Here is a 15,585-nt window from a genome sequence, read left to right as displayed (position 1 = left end):
TTGTATCTTAAATAAAGAATTGAGTAAGGAGTGGCAGCATGAGTCAGGAATGGGATGCCGGTCGGTTGGACAGCGACCTCGATGGCGTAGCTTTCGATACCCTGGCTGTGCGCGCCGGCCAGCACCGCACCCCGGAAGGTGAGCACGGTGATCCGATGTTCTTCACCTCCAGCTACGTGTTCCGTACTGCGGCCGATGCCGCTGCGCGCTTTGCCGGCGAAGTGCCGGGCAACGTGTATTCGCGTTACACCAACCCGACCGTGCGTGCGTTCGAAGAGCGTATCGCGGCGCTGGAAGGCGCTGAGCAGGCGGTTGCAACGGCGACCGGCATGGCCGCCATCCTGGCGGTGGTGATGAGCCTGTGCAGCGCTGGTGACCATGTGCTGGTGTCGCGCAGCGTGTTCGGGTCGACCATCAGCCTGTTCGAAAAGTATTTCAAGCGTTTCGGCATCGAAGTCGATTACGTGCCCCTGGCGGATCTGTCCGGCTGGGATGGGGCGATCAAGGCCAACACCAAGCTGCTGTTCGTCGAGTCGCCGTCCAACCCTCTGGCCGAACTGGTGGATATCGCTGCGTTGTCCGAAGTGGCGCACGCCAAGGGCGCAATGCTGGTGGTGGACAACTGCTTCTGCACTCCGGCGTTGCAACAGCCGTTGAAGCTGGGCGCGGATATCGTTGTGCACTCGGCCACCAAGTTCATCGATGGCCAGGGCCGTTGCATGGGTGGTGTGGTGGCGGGTCGCAGCGAACAGATGAAGGAAGTCGTCGGCTTCCTGCGCACCGCTGGCCCGACCTTGAGCCCGTTCAACGCCTGGATCTTCCTCAAAGGCCTGGAAACCCTGAGCCTGCGCATGAAGGCCCATTGCGCCAACGCCCAGGCCCTGGCCGAATGGCTGGAGCAACAGGACGGCATCGAGAAGGTGCACTACGCCGGCCTCAAGAGCCACCCGCAACACGAATTGGCTCAGCGTCAGCAGCGCGGTTTCGGTGCTGTGGTGAGTTTCGAAGTGAAGGGCGGCAAAGAGGGCGCCTGGCGCTTTATCGATGCGACACGCCTGATCTCCATCACCGCCAACCTGGGTGACAGCAAAACCACCATTACCCACCCGAGCACCACGTCTCACGGCCGCCTGGCGCCGCAGGAGCGTGAGGCGGCCGGTATTCGTGACAGTCTGATCCGCATTGCGGTAGGCCTGGAAGACGTGACGGACTTGCAGGCTGATCTGGCTCGCGGGTTGGCGGCCTTGTGATCGAGTGGTCCATGGAAGTCGCAGCCGCCAGTAACGGGCGTGTCGCGCTGGTGACGGGCGCGGCGCGAGGCATTGGCCTCGGGATTGCCGCGTGGCTGATCAGTGAGGGTTGGCAAGTGGTGTTGACCGACCTGGACCGCGAGCGCGGTTCCAAGGTGTCCAAGGTGTTGGGCGAGAATGCCTGGTTTATCAGCATGGACGTGGCCGACGAGAAGCAAGTCGCCCAGGGGGTCGCCGAGGTGTTGGGGCAGTTCGGGCGCCTGGACGCGTTGGTCTGCAACGCGGCGGTGGCCGACCCGCGCAACATCACGCTGGAAAGCCTGGACCTGGCGTACTGGAATCGGGTGCTGGCGGTGAACCTCAGTGGGCCGATGTTGCTGGCCAAGCACTGTGCGCCGTATCTGCGTGCCCATGGCGGCGCTATCGTCAACCTGGCGTCGACGCGGGCTCGCCAATCGGAGCCTGACACCGAGGCCTATGCCGCGAGCAAGGGCGGCTTGCTGGCCCTGACACACGCCCTGGCGATGAGCCTGGGGCCGGAAGTGCGGGTCAACGCGGTCAGCCCCGGCTGGATCGATGCGCGGGATCCGGCGGCCCGGCGTGCCGAGCCCTTGAGTGACGCCGATCACGCCCAGCATCCTGCGGGCAGGGTAGGTACGGTGGAAGACGTGGCGGCAATGGTGGCGTGGCTGCTGTCGCGCCAGGCGGGGTTTGTTACCGGGCAAGAGTTTGTCGTGGATGGCGGCATGAGCAAGAAGATGATTTACAGCGAGTAGGGTGGATAGCTGTCTTGAAGCAATTTTGTCTTTTTCAGAAAAACTTCAAGCGGGCTATTGACTTAGGTCCGCTACCTGCGTAAATTTCGCGGCCTCAACGAAGCAAAGGGTGATTAGCTCAGCCGGGAGAGCATCTGCCTTACAAGCAGAGGGTCGGCGGTTCGATCCCGTCATCACCCACCACTTCTTGAGAGTTTTGCTTCAGGGCAAGACGCAACGTTAAAGGTTGCACCGACGCGCAGCGGTAGTTCAGTCGGTTAGAATACCGGCCTGTCACGCCGGGGGTCGCGGGTTCGAGTCCCGTCCGCTGCGCCATATTTTCCAGGTTCGATGTGTCGGACTTGAGATTGAACAGCCAAGGCTGATCGATCAGATGTTTAAAGACGGTTGAAGCCTTATGTTCAGCCGGTCAAGCGATACGCAGCGGTAGTTCAGTCGGTTAGAATACCGGCCTGTCACGCCGGGGGTCGCGGGTTCGAGTCCCGTCCGCTGCGCCATATCTGTCTCAAGGCCCACTGAACGCCTTGAAGCACAAAGCGAGCCTCTGGCTACTTTGATCCGATAGCAAAGACCCTGGTCGAAAGACCGGGGTTTTTTGTGTCTGTGATTTGATAAGTGCGACCTGTAGGAGCCTGCAAACGGGCTCCTACAGGTTCGAGTCAGAATCCCAATTTGTCGCGTAGCCCGTAGTACCAGGCACCCATTGCCGCAAATGGTGTGCGCAACAGTTGCCCTCCCGGGAACGGGTAGTGCGGCAGGTCGGCAAACGCGTCAAAACGCTCTGCCTGGCCTCGCAGTGCCTCTGCCAGTACCTTGCCCGCCAGGTGCGTATACGTCACGCCATGGCCGCTGCAGCCCTGTGAGTAGTAGATGTTGTCGCCCAGGCGACCCACCTGCGGCAAACGCGACAGGGTCAGCAGGAAATTGCCGGTCCAGGCGTAGTCTATCTTCACGTCCTTGAGTTGCGGGAAGGCCTTGAGCATCTTCGGGCGGATGATCGCTTCGATATTCGCCGGGTCGCGCGCGCCATACACCACGCCGCCGCCGAAGATCAGACGCTTGTCGCGCGTGAGGCGGTAGTAGTCGAGCAGGTAGTTGCAGTCTTCGACGCAGTAATCCTGCGGCAGCAACGTTCTCGCCAGCTCATCGCCCAAGGGGGCGGTGGTGATCACTTGTGTGCCGCACGGCATGGACTTGGCGGCCAACTCCGGCACCAGGTTGCCCAGGTAGGCATTCCCCGCGACGATGATGAACTTGGCCCTGACCTTGCCCTCGGCGGTATGCGCCACCGGGTTGGCGCCGCGCTCGATACGCACGGCAGCGGATTGCTCGTAGATCGTGCCGCCCAGGGACTCCACGGCGGCCGCTTCGCCGAGTGCCAGGTTGAGTGGGTGGATGTGCCCCGCGCTCATGTCCAGCAGGCCGCCGACGTAGTTGTCACAGGCCACTACTTCGCGAATACGGCGTTCGTCCAGCAGCTCCAGTTGGGTGTGGCCGTAGCGCTCCCATAGACGCTTCTGTGACTCCAGATGGTCCATGTGCTTACTGTTGAGCGCGGCGAAAACACCACCATCCTTCAGGTCGCACTGAATCTGATGCTTGGCCACCCGCTCGCGAATGATCTTGCCGCCTTCAAACGCCATCTGCCCCAGCAGTTGCGCCTGCCTGGGGCCGACACTGCGCTCGATTACATCAATATCACGGCTGTAGCTGTTGACGATCTGCCCGCCATTGCGGCCCGAGGCGCCAAACCCCACCTTGGCGGCTTCCAGCACCGTCACGCGAAAACCGCTCTCCAGCAGGAACAGGGCGCTGGAGAGGCCGGTGTAGCCGGCGCCGATCACGCACACATCGGTTTCGACGTCGCCTTGCAGGACTGGACGAGGTGGAGCTGCATTCGCGGAAGCGGCGTAATACGACTGGGGGTAGGGGGTGTTCGCCATCCTGGAACCTCTGTTTTATATTTTTTACGAGTGCGCCGATCCTACCTGAGTTGAAAATTGCCTGCCAGCCACCCGAAATCCGCAGGTGTACCCCACGCAAATAAAAAATTCGCATATTCATAGGGTTAGCTGCAAAAAAGATGTTGACACCCCTCCGGAATTCCGTAGAATGCCGCCTCACAGCAGGCACGTAGCTCAGTTGGTTAGAGCACCACCTTGACATGGTGGGGGTCGTTGGTTCGAGTCCAATCGCGCCTACCAAACAAAATCCGCTCTGCTGGGCGGTCTAGAAGGGCTCACCGAAAGGTGGGCCCTTTTTTGTTGTCTTGGATTTCATGCAGAACGTTCACAAAATATCGGGGTTGTTCACACTGGGCAATGTGAATGCCCGTAGAAGCTCATTTTTGTTTGAGATTTTTTTTGACTTGGCGGCGTAAAAGTCGGGGGCGGGAGTGCAGCTTGCGGGGTTGTAAAATCTATAACTAGTTGAATTATTAAGTATTTTTCTGAGAGTGTCTCGAGCTGCAACAGCGTTTAGAGACACCTAAGTGGTGCGCGGTGCCGGCGAGTTTATCTGATTGAAAGCCTTTTCCGTCTCTCGTTAGGTCCTGTCGTCCTGCCCTAAGCGCTTGTTCGACACCCAAAAAACTCTTGTACTCAATGCGTTGGCTTTACGCTTGTCGATGTATAGTGGCATCTTGCTTGTAGAGGAGGCTGCAGCTTCCGCCTCGGTTGGGCGTATGTGGGGCACTCAGGAGTCGGCTTTACGTCTTAAGAGTTAGGCGATTTACTGTTGAAGGGGGATTTAAATTGAATGATCTTGCTATCTATGGATTAATCGTTTTAGGTGGTCTCGCTGTACTCGGGTTGGGAGTAAAAGTGATGATTAAGTTTAAGGGTGGAACAAAGAATAATATAAAAAACAGCACCTTTCACGGACCGTATGCAGGGAGGGATATGAATGGGGTGGCTCCTAAACAGGATAAAGAATTCTAATTTTTATGGCTCGTATGTAGGGCGTGATGTAATTAATCAGAATATTCTTCCGAGACCGACGCAAATGGATTTGCTGGTAGATGTGTATAAAGAAGAGGTGAGGAATGGGGCGGAAGTTCATAGTCTGATTGATGAGTTGTTGCACTACAATAGTCAAAAATATGAGATACGAAATTTAGAAACCAAACTTGCGGAAGTGAATCTTGGTGAGTTGGTCGCAGAGGCTGAAGAGCTAAAGCAGTTAATTTCAATGCTGATTATGAAAAATCAAAACTTCAAATCAGCACAAAAAATGATTGCATTGCTTTTGGATGAAGTGGCTAGTGTTTTTAATTGTAAGATTAAACCGCTTATAACATGTGGAGTGACTAAATTAGTCGCTGAGCAGCTTATTGCGCAGCACCTAGAAGCAGAAATAAGAAAAAATCTAGGTGAGAATGTATTGGATATTTATAATAGGCAGATAAAAGGAATGCTTTATTTCCTTACTGGAAATTGTCATTTGGAGTGGAAATGATGCTCCTATACAATAAAGCATTCGATCCAATACATACATTGTTGAGGCTCGCTGCAATTTGCGACTTCAGTGTAAGCGATGAGGCAGAAGTCGAACGGTTGCAGATTTTCAACTTTTTAGTTGCCTTTCCTGCTCATATCGCGGATATGCCATTGTCGCGAGATGTCATGCAGGAAAAGAATAAATTTAGAAAATACAAATCGCCTTATAATAATTTTGAGCCGTATACTCTTTTCAATCGAATGAATCCAATTTTTTTTGCCTCGCTTCAAATGGCAGAGAGCATAGGTTTTCTGCATGTTGATGACAGCTCTGTTGTCAAATTTAGTAAGAGTGAAATACCAGAGACTTTGAAGAAGATTGTATATGGCGATGATAGTAGTATATCTAGGGAGGCTTTGAGCTTTGAGGCAAAGTATCTGGCGCAAATGCCGATCCTCGGAAAGTCAGGGCTTAAAGCAGCCAGCAAATTAATGGATTTTAATTATGATTATCCGCAAGCCAACAATTAAGATTAAACGCCTTCTTGCGGCAAAGTCCGGAAAGGCCGTATATGATGAGGTGTTTCACTCTGGTCTGAATATTTTATCAGGTTGTAACGGAGGGGGGAAAACCTCCGTGGTCCAATTATTAGTTTATGGCCTAGGGTATGAAGTTCAGCATTGGAAGCAAGAGGCTGGCTCGTGCGACGAGGTTTTTATAGAGTGTGAGTTGAATGGGCAAACGGTAACATTAAATCGAGCCCTTCAAACTCAACGTGCCAGTATGCAATTTTTCTTCGGTGATCTTGCTTCGGGTTTAAGAGCGGGCCGTTCAGAGTGGTTTTCTTATCCTTATAACTCTGGAGCCAAAGAAAGTTTTTCGCAAAAATTATTTGAGGTTCTTGCTATACCGGAAGTAAAGCTTGATGCAAGTGAGAACTTAACAATGCACCAGTTGTTAAGGCTGATTTATAGCAATCAGGCGAATCCTCCTTCAAGTATATTTAATATTGAGGCTTTTGACTCTGCATTTAAACGAGAGGCGATTGGAAAGTATCTTTGTGGGCTTTACGATAATGATCTTTATGATGAAAAAATTGAGCTTGGTAGAAGTGAGAAGGCTCTAGATAAAATTATCTCCGAGATACGAGCCATCACTAGTGTGTTAGGGAGGACGCAAATTTCTTCCGAGTTATTTTCGACTGAACAGTTGCGGGCGTCTTACCTTGAGGAGATAAAATCTATCAGGGAAAAAATTATTGCCCTGCAAGAAGACACTAAGCTTGAGTATAAACAAGAAAAACTAGCCACGAATCAGTCCGCTGCGGATATCACAAAAATTAAGGAGACTTTATACGATCTTGAGGTTACCCAGCGAGACTTGGAGTTTGAAGTTGAAGATATAAGGTTGTTTCTTAGTGAGCTAAATCAAAAGCTACGAGAGGTAAATGATTCCTTAGAGGCTGGCAGTGTATTGAACTCTGTTGCCTTCAAAGTGTGTCCTTGCTGTTTTTCCGAACTCCCTGATGTGACTGGCGATGAATGTTCGCTTTGTGGGAGTGATGACTATTTGACTCGTAGAAATACGAATATGCTCAGAATGAAAAATGAACTCAGTATTCAGTTGCGTGAGTCAAATAAGATATATGATCGAAAAAATGAAGCATTAAATGAAAATAGTAAGAAGAAAAAAGAGTGCGAGAGGCAGTTGAGGCAGGCAGTGACAAAGTCAATTGCTACAGTTTCTGTCCATAATAGTCAACTCGAAAAAGGGTTGTTCGTTTATTATGCGAAAGTCGGTGAACTTGAGCAGAAAATAGTAGATTTGGAGCGTACCGAGGAGTTGAGAAACGCTATAGCAGCATTGTCAAGTAAGAGAGAGGGGCTGCAAAGTAGGGTTTCTCATCTGAAAGGCTCTATAGAGCTAAAAGAAGGGCTTGCTAGAGTGCGGCCGGGTGAAGTTCACTCAATCATATCTGAAACTGTCATTGCGTTTTTGAAGTCTGACTCAGGCAGTGAGAAGGAGTTCAAGGAAGCTGAGGAGGTTGAATATGATTTCGCTTCTAGTAGGGTTTCTGTAAATGGGAAAACGTATTTTTCCGAAAGCTCAATATCATATTTAAATAACGCCTTTCATCTTGCTCTTCTGAAGCTGTCGTTGGTCAAAGATTATGTTCGTTTTCCAAGACTTCTGATCTTGGATGGTATCGAGAATTTTGGATTGGAAGATCAGCGATCTCAGAATCTTCAAATGAATATAAAAAAGTACTTCTCAGTTGAGGGGGTAGATCATCAAATTATCATTGCCACGAAAACGATCCATCCCGAATTGGATGTACCCGGTGTAAGGGTCGGTTCACACTTCACTGAGGATGCGAAGAGTCTAAAAATGCAGTGACGGATCGTTAATCATATCGAGGTGGAGATGCCGAAAGCTTGGCCGCTGATTGACCATGTCGCTCAGTATATAAGTTGATACTGGATGTTGGTGTCTCTTGAAAAAACGGCACATTGCCACTATGTTGAAAGCAGTCACCCACATGGAAGCTGAGCAATGAAGTCAAGAGACCTGCGGACCCACCACAATGTGATCATCACTGGCTATACTATTTCCCCATTGTCGACGGGTAAGTATTTGCATCAATTTACTCCCGCTAGTACTGATACCATATACCAGTTCGAGGCTAACAGCGCGCCTGTGCTCGTCAACGGAGACAGGTACAACATTGGTTTCACCCTCAAATCCGACGGGAGGAGAGTGGTTGAGCCTTCGGCGATGGGCAAAGCTGATTCAGTGAACAAAACCCTCAGCCTGCTTGCAGCCAAACAACAATCTTCAGACGACTTTGCAGAGAACAAAGCGAAGAATGACCAGCGTGTGACACACCGGGCCAAGGACGGGTATTACTGGGGAAAAAAGTATGCTTGGCGCCGTTACGGTTTGATGATGGCGGAGGGCGCCTTTCTCGCATACTTAAAGGAAATTGCTCATCCCTCGGTGCCCTGCATTACTTCAAATCCCGACCTAGCGTTTCCCTCGAATGATCCATCCATTGCATTTAAAGATGATGGGCTGGAGGAGGCTATCGATGCCCTTATTGAGAGTGCTGAGCGAGTTGGGCAGTATTTCAAGTCTTCTCTCTTCAGTAAGAAGTTTCAGATCAGACCGATCCCGTCAATTACTGATAAGAGATAGCGGCGGGTCGGTATGGCAGCGCCTGCTGACGGTGTTGCCGGACAAAAACAATATCACTCGACAGTTTTGGATATACCGCCGCTAAGACCTGCATAAGCTCACGCGGATCACCCTGTTGTAGGATTACATCTGCGAGATGACCGAACTGAATGACCCATTGTTGCTGGGCGAAACGCGGGGTTTTGGTTTACGGACTGAGAATCTACAAAGAGAAAGGAGCCCCCACGCTAACGACCTCAGAAGACTATTAGCACAGGTTTTTGACTGGGTAGGGGGGACACCATTTGTGACAGTCGATAGGGTTCTTAACAGCGCATCTTCGCGATAAGGACCCTATGCAAACATCGACGTGGACACGAGTTACAGGCAGGTCATTTTTTTGAGCGAGTTTTATCACGAAAATAAGGGGGCTGAATTGCGTCTGTATTACCTAACGTCTGAGCATTGGGCCAAGGTCATCCTAAAGGAACGTCGAGTTAAGCTATCGACAATAGATGAACTAAATGATCCTTTCGAATTACTCGGTGCATCCATAGGCGAAAGTAAAGCTCGCAAAGTTATGAAATATGCGCAAATGCGGCTGAGTGAAACATTCGGACTAATTTGTCTGAGTCGAACATGGCAGAGTCCGGTGATGTGGGCGCATTATGGGGACAAGCACAAAGGTATTTGTCTCGGATTTGATGTGGTGGATGCAGCTCCCAAAGAAGTCCGATACACGTCGGATCGGCTAACGCACTTGCTTGGAGAGAGCCCGGCCTTAAGTGACCTTAATATAAACGCCATTGAAGAACTCATGACTACGAAGTATCTAGATTGGTCATATGAGCGGGAGTGGCGCTTTATCGTGAACTTTAAAAGTGAGACGGTAATTAAAGGTGCTGATGGTAAGCACTTTCTACCTTTTGATGACCGAGTGCTTGTTCTGCGAGAAGTTATTCTTGGCCACCGCTGCCCATGGACGCTCCAAGCCGCTGCCAAGTCTGTGGGAAAGGTTGTTAAGTCGGTCCAAGTAAAAAAAGTCCGGCCATCTTTCAATGATTTCAAAATGGTTCAGCAACGTCGAGAAGCTGTGGTTCATGTTAAACCAGTAAGCCAGCGACGGGCAAAGAGTGAATCGAATGGGCGCCCTGCAGGTCTTAATGGGTCAGAATCACGGGGGGCTGAAAAATTACCTTAAAGTGAATCCGTGGATATTGATTGACTAGACTTAACTGCCCTGACTTCTCTGGCGAAGGGTGGGCGGCTTAAATCGCCAAATCCTATGGAAGCGGACTGCCAGCTTGCTTGAGCGGTCCTATGCAGATTCCGGGTGCATGTACACACTCAGCATTGATCGTTGCTTCTATAGGCATTGAGAGCGATTTGTTTCAAAGGGAACTGGAGCCCAAGGTTCTTCATTACTCGACTTACTTGGATTGATGACCATTCACCGCCCCGGCTTGTGGTGACACCCTTACCGTTCAGGCAGTCAGCAACCTGTTGAAGTGTGCGACCACCTTTGCGAATGCACAGATCAATGGGATCACGCACAGATTCTTGCCAGTGGTTCACACGCTCTTGAATTGCCTTACTAGCCTTCGCCCGATTGGTAGCGGTGCGACCTTTCTCCAGTGCCGCAGTACGACGTGCAATCTTTTCGACAGACTGTGCGTCACCATCATCAGCACGAGCCTGCAGGGCTGCTAGAGCTTCCTTGGTACGACTGGCAATGAAGGATCGTTCCTGTTCAGCCAGTGCAGCAAACAAGTGAAGTTCAAATGTCTTAGCGTGGGGCATGGTTGCCACTTTGAACTCTGCCTGTTCCATCAGGCGGGCGATGTGGTGGACGGAGCGAGATAGGCGATCCAACTTGGCTACCACCAGTTGAGCCTTCGACTGTTTGCACAGGGTCAAAGCCTTGGCACCTTCTGGACGATCCTCGATTGCCAGCTTGCCTGACACCACATCAATGAACTCGCCGATGATGTTCCAGCCGTTCTGTTGTGCTGCACGAGTGATGTACTCACGTTGAGCCTCAAGACCTAATCCACTCTCCCCCTGTGATGAGCTCGACACACGACAGTAGCTCACTACGTTGATGGTGTTGGTGGACATGTCTTGGCTCCTGAGAATGTCTCTAGAAGTCAATGTAACATATTTTGTTTGGTCGTTCTAGGTTTGTAATATTTATTGTTCGACCACTTTCTATTCCCGAAGCTTGAGAATACCTGCGGTAATGGCTGATGCGTTCGCATCTAGAGTTTCGAGTGCGTTGAGTGCTTTTTCATGAGCTTCAGGTGAGCCTGTCGTCCTTGCCCACAATGCCAATTCTTCAATGGCTGCCGCACAGGGCAGTTGCCCTTCCCATAGTAGGGTTAGTACATCTGCTGTGGCTATGTTGTCTTGCATGGCTGTCATCCGTAAACCATGTGTGATGAGCTTCAGAGTCCTTGTAACAGCTCTGATAGGGAGAGACCCAGACCGTCTGCAAGCACTTTGGTGGCCTCAAGGCTGGGGTTCGCTGTGCCTGTCTCGATGCGCGACATGTATGTCCGTACAAAGCCGCACCTATCAGCAAATGCTTCTTGGCTGAAGCCCTGACTGTGGCGTAGATCACGCACACGTTGCCCGAAGGTCTTTCTGAGATTTTGGTTTGTCTGCATTCCCGAATGATGGGCGTCTGTGCTCTAATCGTGAACACACCAAATGATGACACACCAAGTGATACATGAGGATGGTTTATGAAGGCTTGCAAAGGGATGTTTGTAATGAACGCAAAGCTATCAACGGCATTGGCAATTCTTTGTTTGGCAACTTCGGCGTATGGGGCTAAGAAAAATGCTGAACCTACGCCATGGGTTCAAGAGCCCACCACATTTTTAGGCATTAAGTTTGATGAGAAACTGATTTATCAGATGAAGCAGTGCCCAGCGGACTACAGTGTTCCTGCCGAAATCTGTTATCAACGTCCATTTCAAGGTTACTACCCTCTGTTTGCCGTGCCTTCTCTAGGGTTGCATGGCTATACAGCTGGCGTGTTGACGCATGACTCCTTGATCCGAGAAATTGTACTCAACACGAAGACAGATGATTACGATGCGGTGGTCGCTTTGCTCACCCAAAAATATGGGCGTCCACAAAGTCAAAAGACGGAGATGGTGAAGACGAAGGTTGGTGCCACGTTCCAGAATGAAAAATCATATTGGGAAGGTAAGAAAGTACAAATTATCTTGAGAAAGTATAGCGATAATATTGATACTAGCTCCATATCATTAATAAATAAATCTGTCGCTGTAGAAGCTTTGAGAGATGAGCACGGGAAAGTAAGCGAAAATGCATCAAAACTTTGAAAGCCTGTGCTGAGTTGTTTAAATTCTACGATTTCGTAGAGAGCATGACCGCTGCTTAGTAAGGAGTGGCTAAAGGCTGCGTACAATCAGGTGCACAGCCGCTCTGTCTCAAGGATGTCGGTGTATTGGCTCAGTTATTACCCCTGATAAAGCACCTGATAAAGCCTTGGATGATCACGTTATTCACTGTTGCCCAGTATCTGCGTACTTGAGGCAGGCATGGATCAATCGCGGATAGTGATGCGCGGGACGCTTCCTAGACCCTACACAGGTAAACAAAATGCTGGCAGTCCACTATTACAAAGCGAAAATAAGTTCTCAGCAAAGCTAGGGATTCTTAATTCGGTCAAACAAAGTGTTACGAGTCACACAGTTTTTTTAATTTAGGAAAATAAAATGGAACCTATACACTGGCTTGTTGTATTTATCATTCTTTGCGTTCTTATCTCGTTTATTGCAAACAAAAAAGGACGCTCAGGTTTACTTCTCTTCTTCTCTATGGTTGCCCCTGCGGTACCGCTGATGATGATAGCTTCCTATTCTCTAGGAAATAACATGGATGCTAAGCCTATTGCAATGTGGGTTGTTGCTTTCCTCTGCCCGGTTGTTGGTTTTTTCTGGGCGATAATGGCTAAGAACAAAGAGCAAATGGCTGCTGATACTGGAAGTTATGGTGGTATGAAGAAGTGCCAGTTTTGTGCTGAGCCTGTAAGAGTGGAGGCTATTAAGTGCAAGCATTGTGGTAGTAAATTAGACCTTGATGCCTAGCTATTCAGACTTGTTTAAAGACTAGTAATCTGTAGTATCGTTTTCTGTGCGATGCACAGCAACATCTAATTGTTCTGTGTGCACACAGAAGATTGCAAACATCTCTGATTGACAATCAGGAGTGGCGTATAGAGTTTTAACTCTTCAATACAGAACGTGTCAGCAGTGAGCGACGAAGGAGTGAATGCTCTTAGGGAGAAAAGGGTGATAAACCCCTCCCGCCTTTGATCTGTCTTCTGAGTCTACTCAGAATTTTATTCCTATCGTAACTACGATAGTGATCTCATACTAAGGGATATACATCTATGTCGTGGTAACGACATGGTTATCCTTCTTTTTATTTTGATGGGTTTTATCCCATCTTTCTCTTAACTTTCTCAAGGACACAGCTTCAGGGATGACCTCCCTGAAAACTGAGCATTCATCGGGACAATCTCCCGAGAGTCAAAGCATCGCTCGCTTCGCTCTCTCTATATATAATAGGATTTTTTCAAACCCCTTTATTTACGTGGCTTGCAGACCATTTTTAGCGTAGTTTTTTCAAAAAACCTACGGGAGCACTACGCGGCTTCGATGAGACATTCGTCCACGCTGAAAGGGCGAAGGGCGCCCGTATGCAGGTAGCCCGTTGGGCGATACCAAGCCGCTATGTACCGGTCACGTGCCTTGTCCGGTCCTCTGAAAATAAGTCGAGGGTTGATGGCAAGCTTGATCTCCCCCTTACGTATATCACCACCCCTTGATGTATCGACCCTTAACATGTTCGCATCGATTAAGGTGTTCAGCTTTTTCATCAGATTCGATTCTGTCGTGTTCAGTGCTTTCGCCAGATCAGCCTGAGCAATGATGATAACGCTATGGTACTCAACCAACCCATGCAGCTTGCGAAGGGTATTCATCATCGGCAGAGTGATACGACAATCCACGCCGTCACGGCGCCATACGCCATGGGCAATGTCTTGTGCGTAGATCAGTGAGTGCAGCGTGTGCGCAGGCAGCTTGCGACGGTCAATGAGCTTGTGCTTCAGGAACGCACTCAGGTCGTCAACACTCCGGCAACTGCTTAGTCCGGGGCATTGGTCGGGACATTCGCTGAAAACCGATGGTTTGTCGTCATAGCCGAAGATTTCGCCAGTTGTTGAACTGATCAATAGCCCATCGACGTGCAGAAAGGGTGTTGCGGTAAAAGCTGGGCAGTAAAGTGCCATTGTTCATTCTCCTTTTAAGTTTATTTCATAGGCATTCCTCTTGGGTGGCTGCCAGTGGATTGTACAAATCGCAGACGCAAAAACACCCATGCGATCCTGATCTGGGATGAGTCAGAGGAGTGCATGAGGCTTGATTTGATACTTTTGGGTGCTGTCTGTAAGGATTGCTTTATACGCGAATGATCCGTATTTGTCAAGAGGTTTATTGTTTGCTTTCTCGACTTGCGCGTTTGTTGCTTAATCGTTAAACAATGCGCAACCAACTAAGAACGAGATGTTGCTCGTGCCGACCTCATACTTTTCCAGAAAGCACGTAAAGCCCCGTACAGCCTTGGTAGCTGTCGGGGTCACATTGGGTAGGGTTGCATCGGGAACGCTCTGTAAAGCCTTTGTGGGAGCTTCTGGCTGCTGTCGCTTTTAGCGTGTGTTGCTGGGTTACTCAGGGATACCCAAATCACCAAATGTTTCGAGTACTTCCTTTTCGATTTCTGAAAGTAGTTTGACCCGCTTGGCTTCCTCTTTCATTTTCTCTTTGGTCTCGGCTGCTTGAAGCAGTTGCTCAGTGAGCATTTTTTTATACCTATCATGCTCGCTTTCAAGCCAAGCGATGTACTCAAGCTTCACTTGGGCATCAAGTGCTTGGCGTTCGCCAATCTTGATATGTTCAGGTTTCTCCATGCGGCACCAATAACTGCCAGAGCCAAAAGAGGGCGGATACTTCAGGCTAAGCATGTAACCCTTAGCATGATGATCAATTACATTGGTCAGAAACTGAACCGGGATCTCACCACGAACGAGAGCAGTGCACTCATCAGTTTGATCATAAACAATATGTCGAGCCTCTTGGCGCTGCATCAATATAGCAGCGTCGAACTTCGGTGCGGTACCTTTAATGGATACTTTGGTAGTCATTTTTTACTTCTTCCTTTTTCTGTTTAATAAATTCAGCATTCTGAATGGCGGTTGTTCTGTATTGTGCTTGAGTTGGAAGACACCTGAGATAAGGTGTTTTTGAGGATTTAGATACACGGTTTACAAGGGATGTAGCCATGCAAAACACCGTACCTTGTAGGGTGCATAGGGGGAGGGGATTTAACGGGTTTTGGGGTAATGAAATGGCTTATTGTCGACGCTTCGAATCTACCAGTGATTCCAAGAAGCTCGGACTTACAGCAGCAAGGTCACCCACATTTACCAACACACCTTGACGGTTAGCTTTAGACTTGAGTTTGTAGTATTTATTAAGTACTGTGGTTGAAACGGGATGAAGCTCGTGATGCTCATCCGGCGTAGGTGTGTGAGATGTGGTGATTGCTTTAAAAATTAACTGAGATTGTTTGTGAATTGCCAAGTAGTTTATATTTATTCCTCTATAAGATACGTTCTATCCTCTAATGTGTAGGTTGAAAGTATTTTGGATTGACGGGTTTAGATTTTTATTGCAGCTTTCTTCGCGTCACCACGGCGTAGATTGTTCGTGACCGTGCTCAGTAACACCTGTAGACAGTGCTGATGATTTTTATACCCAGCCCGACGCATTAGCCCTTCCAGTTGGAAAACAGCTTGTTCATTGAGGAATACCTTCATTGTGAAAGCTCCAAGTATTTAGTTAGACGGC

16 protein-coding genes and 4 tRNA genes are annotated in these 15,585 nt (G+C 49.5%); 14 read left to right on the top strand and 6 right to left on the bottom strand.

Going from position 1 to position 15,585, the window contains the following annotated elements:
- Positions 1-38 precede the first annotated feature (38 nt).
- The 5 genes from BMX59_RS19260 (at position 39) to BMX59_RS19240 (ending at position 2,523) form a co-directional block, all read left to right on the top strand.
- Positions 39-1,250: an O-succinylhomoserine sulfhydrylase gene (locus tag BMX59_RS19260; protein ID WP_071492215.1), complete on the top strand. Its 1,212-nt coding sequence runs from the start codon at positions 39-41 to the stop codon at positions 1,248-1,250.
- A gap of 11 nt (positions 1,251-1,261) precedes the next feature.
- Entirely contained in the window at positions 1,262-2,026 is a 765-nt protein-coding gene (locus BMX59_RS19255) for an SDR family oxidoreductase (RefSeq protein ID WP_093124664.1), read from the top strand.
- A 107-nt stretch (positions 2,027-2,133) separates the two neighbouring features.
- Positions 2,134-2,209, top strand: a tRNA-Val gene (locus BMX59_RS19250).
- Between the two features lie 55 nt (positions 2,210-2,264).
- A tRNA-Asp gene (locus BMX59_RS19245) sits at positions 2,265-2,341 on the top strand.
- 105 nt (positions 2,342-2,446) lie between these two features.
- Positions 2,447-2,523 (top strand) — tRNA-Asp (locus BMX59_RS19240).
- Between the two features lie 162 nt (positions 2,524-2,685).
- Here the strand turns inward: BMX59_RS19240 and BMX59_RS19235 are convergent.
- Positions 2,686-3,969 carry an NAD(P)/FAD-dependent oxidoreductase gene (locus BMX59_RS19235; RefSeq protein WP_093124661.1) on the bottom strand — a complete coding sequence of 428 codons (1,284 nt, stop codon included), beginning with the start codon at positions 3,967-3,969 and terminating at the stop codon, positions 2,686-2,688.
- 184 nt (positions 3,970-4,153) lie between these two features.
- On the opposite strand from BMX59_RS19235, the gene BMX59_RS19230 reads away from it, so the two are divergent.
- The 7 genes from BMX59_RS19230 to BMX59_RS19205 all read left to right on the top strand — a co-directional run bounded on the left by BMX59_RS19230 (position 4,154) and on the right by BMX59_RS19205 (position 9,839).
- Positions 4,154-4,230, top strand: a tRNA-Val gene (locus BMX59_RS19230).
- A 549-nt stretch (positions 4,231-4,779) separates the two neighbouring features.
- Complete coding sequence (locus tag BMX59_RS30230) at positions 4,780-4,965, top strand: hypothetical protein (RefSeq protein WP_139212910.1); 186 nt, start codon at positions 4,780-4,782, stop codon at positions 4,963-4,965.
- Between the two features lie 64 nt (positions 4,966-5,029).
- Positions 5,030-5,482 carry an ABC-three component system protein gene (locus BMX59_RS19225; RefSeq protein WP_139212908.1) on the top strand — a complete coding sequence of 151 codons (453 nt, stop codon included), beginning with the start codon at positions 5,030-5,032 and terminating at the stop codon, positions 5,480-5,482.
- Complete coding sequence (locus BMX59_RS19220) at positions 5,479-5,994, top strand: ABC-three component system middle component 5 (protein ID WP_093124655.1); 516 nt, start codon at positions 5,479-5,481, stop codon at positions 5,992-5,994. The genes BMX59_RS19225 and BMX59_RS19220 overlap by 4 nt, the downstream gene beginning before the upstream one ends.
- Positions 5,969-7,861, top strand: coding sequence for an AAA family ATPase (locus BMX59_RS19215; protein ID WP_139212907.1), 1,893 nt, complete (start codon positions 5,969-5,971; stop codon positions 7,859-7,861). Before BMX59_RS19220 ends, BMX59_RS19215 begins: the two co-directional genes overlap by 26 nt.
- Positions 7,862-8,017: 156 nt before the next feature.
- Complete coding sequence (locus BMX59_RS19210) at positions 8,018-8,659, top strand: hypothetical protein (RefSeq protein WP_093124649.1); 642 nt, start codon at positions 8,018-8,020, stop codon at positions 8,657-8,659.
- 379 nt (positions 8,660-9,038) lie between these two features.
- Positions 9,039-9,839: a DUF2971 domain-containing protein gene (locus BMX59_RS19205; protein WP_139212906.1), complete on the top strand. Its 801-nt coding sequence runs from the start codon at positions 9,039-9,041 to the stop codon at positions 9,837-9,839.
- A gap of 146 nt (positions 9,840-9,985) precedes the next feature.
- On the opposite strand, the gene BMX59_RS19200 is transcribed toward BMX59_RS19205, so the two are convergent.
- The 3 genes from BMX59_RS19200 to BMX59_RS19190 all read right to left on the bottom strand — a co-directional run bounded on the left by BMX59_RS19200 (position 9,986) and on the right by BMX59_RS19190 (position 11,304).
- Positions 9,986-10,756: a recombinase family protein gene (locus BMX59_RS19200; protein WP_256572980.1), complete on the bottom strand. Its 771-nt coding sequence runs from the start codon at positions 10,754-10,756 to the stop codon at positions 9,986-9,988.
- 90 nt (positions 10,757-10,846) lie between these two features.
- A complete protein-coding gene (locus tag BMX59_RS19195; RefSeq protein ID WP_093124643.1) occupies positions 10,847-11,050 on the bottom strand; it encodes a hypothetical protein in 204 nt (67 codons plus the stop codon).
- Positions 11,051-11,082: 32 nt separating this feature from the next.
- Positions 11,083-11,304, bottom strand: coding sequence for a helix-turn-helix domain-containing protein (locus tag BMX59_RS19190; protein ID WP_093124640.1), 222 nt, complete (start codon positions 11,302-11,304; stop codon positions 11,083-11,085).
- Positions 11,305-11,409: 105 nt separating this feature from the next.
- On the opposite strand from BMX59_RS19190, the gene BMX59_RS19185 reads away from it, so the two are divergent.
- Both BMX59_RS19185 and BMX59_RS30630 read left to right on the top strand, forming a co-directional pair.
- Positions 11,410-11,991 carry a hypothetical protein gene (locus tag BMX59_RS19185; protein ID WP_139212905.1) on the top strand — a complete coding sequence of 194 codons (582 nt, stop codon included), beginning with the start codon at positions 11,410-11,412 and terminating at the stop codon, positions 11,989-11,991.
- 396 nt (positions 11,992-12,387) lie between these two features.
- Positions 12,388-12,759 carry a zinc ribbon domain-containing protein gene (locus tag BMX59_RS30630; RefSeq protein WP_093124634.1) on the top strand — a complete coding sequence of 124 codons (372 nt, stop codon included), beginning with the start codon at positions 12,388-12,390 and terminating at the stop codon, positions 12,757-12,759.
- 560 nt (positions 12,760-13,319) lie between these two features.
- Here BMX59_RS30630 and BMX59_RS19175 read toward each other — a convergent pair.
- The gene (locus BMX59_RS19175) at positions 13,320-13,967 is read right to left on the bottom strand and encodes a hypothetical protein (RefSeq protein ID WP_093124631.1); all 648 of its coding nucleotides are present in this window, start codon (positions 13,965-13,967) and stop codon (positions 13,320-13,322) included.
- A 435-nt stretch (positions 13,968-14,402) separates the two neighbouring features.
- Positions 14,403-14,879, bottom strand: coding sequence for an HMG-box domain-containing protein (locus tag BMX59_RS19170; RefSeq protein ID WP_093124627.1), 477 nt, complete (start codon positions 14,877-14,879; stop codon positions 14,403-14,405).
- Between the last annotated feature and the right edge of the window lie 706 nt (positions 14,880-15,585).

Origin of the sequence: Pseudomonas sp. NFR09, assembly GCF_900111535.1 — a bacterium.
In the GTDB taxonomy this organism is placed as follows: Bacteria; Pseudomonadota; Gammaproteobacteria; order Pseudomonadales; family Pseudomonadaceae; genus Aquipseudomonas; species Aquipseudomonas extremorientalis.
This window is presented reverse-complemented; position numbering and strand designations above follow the sequence as displayed.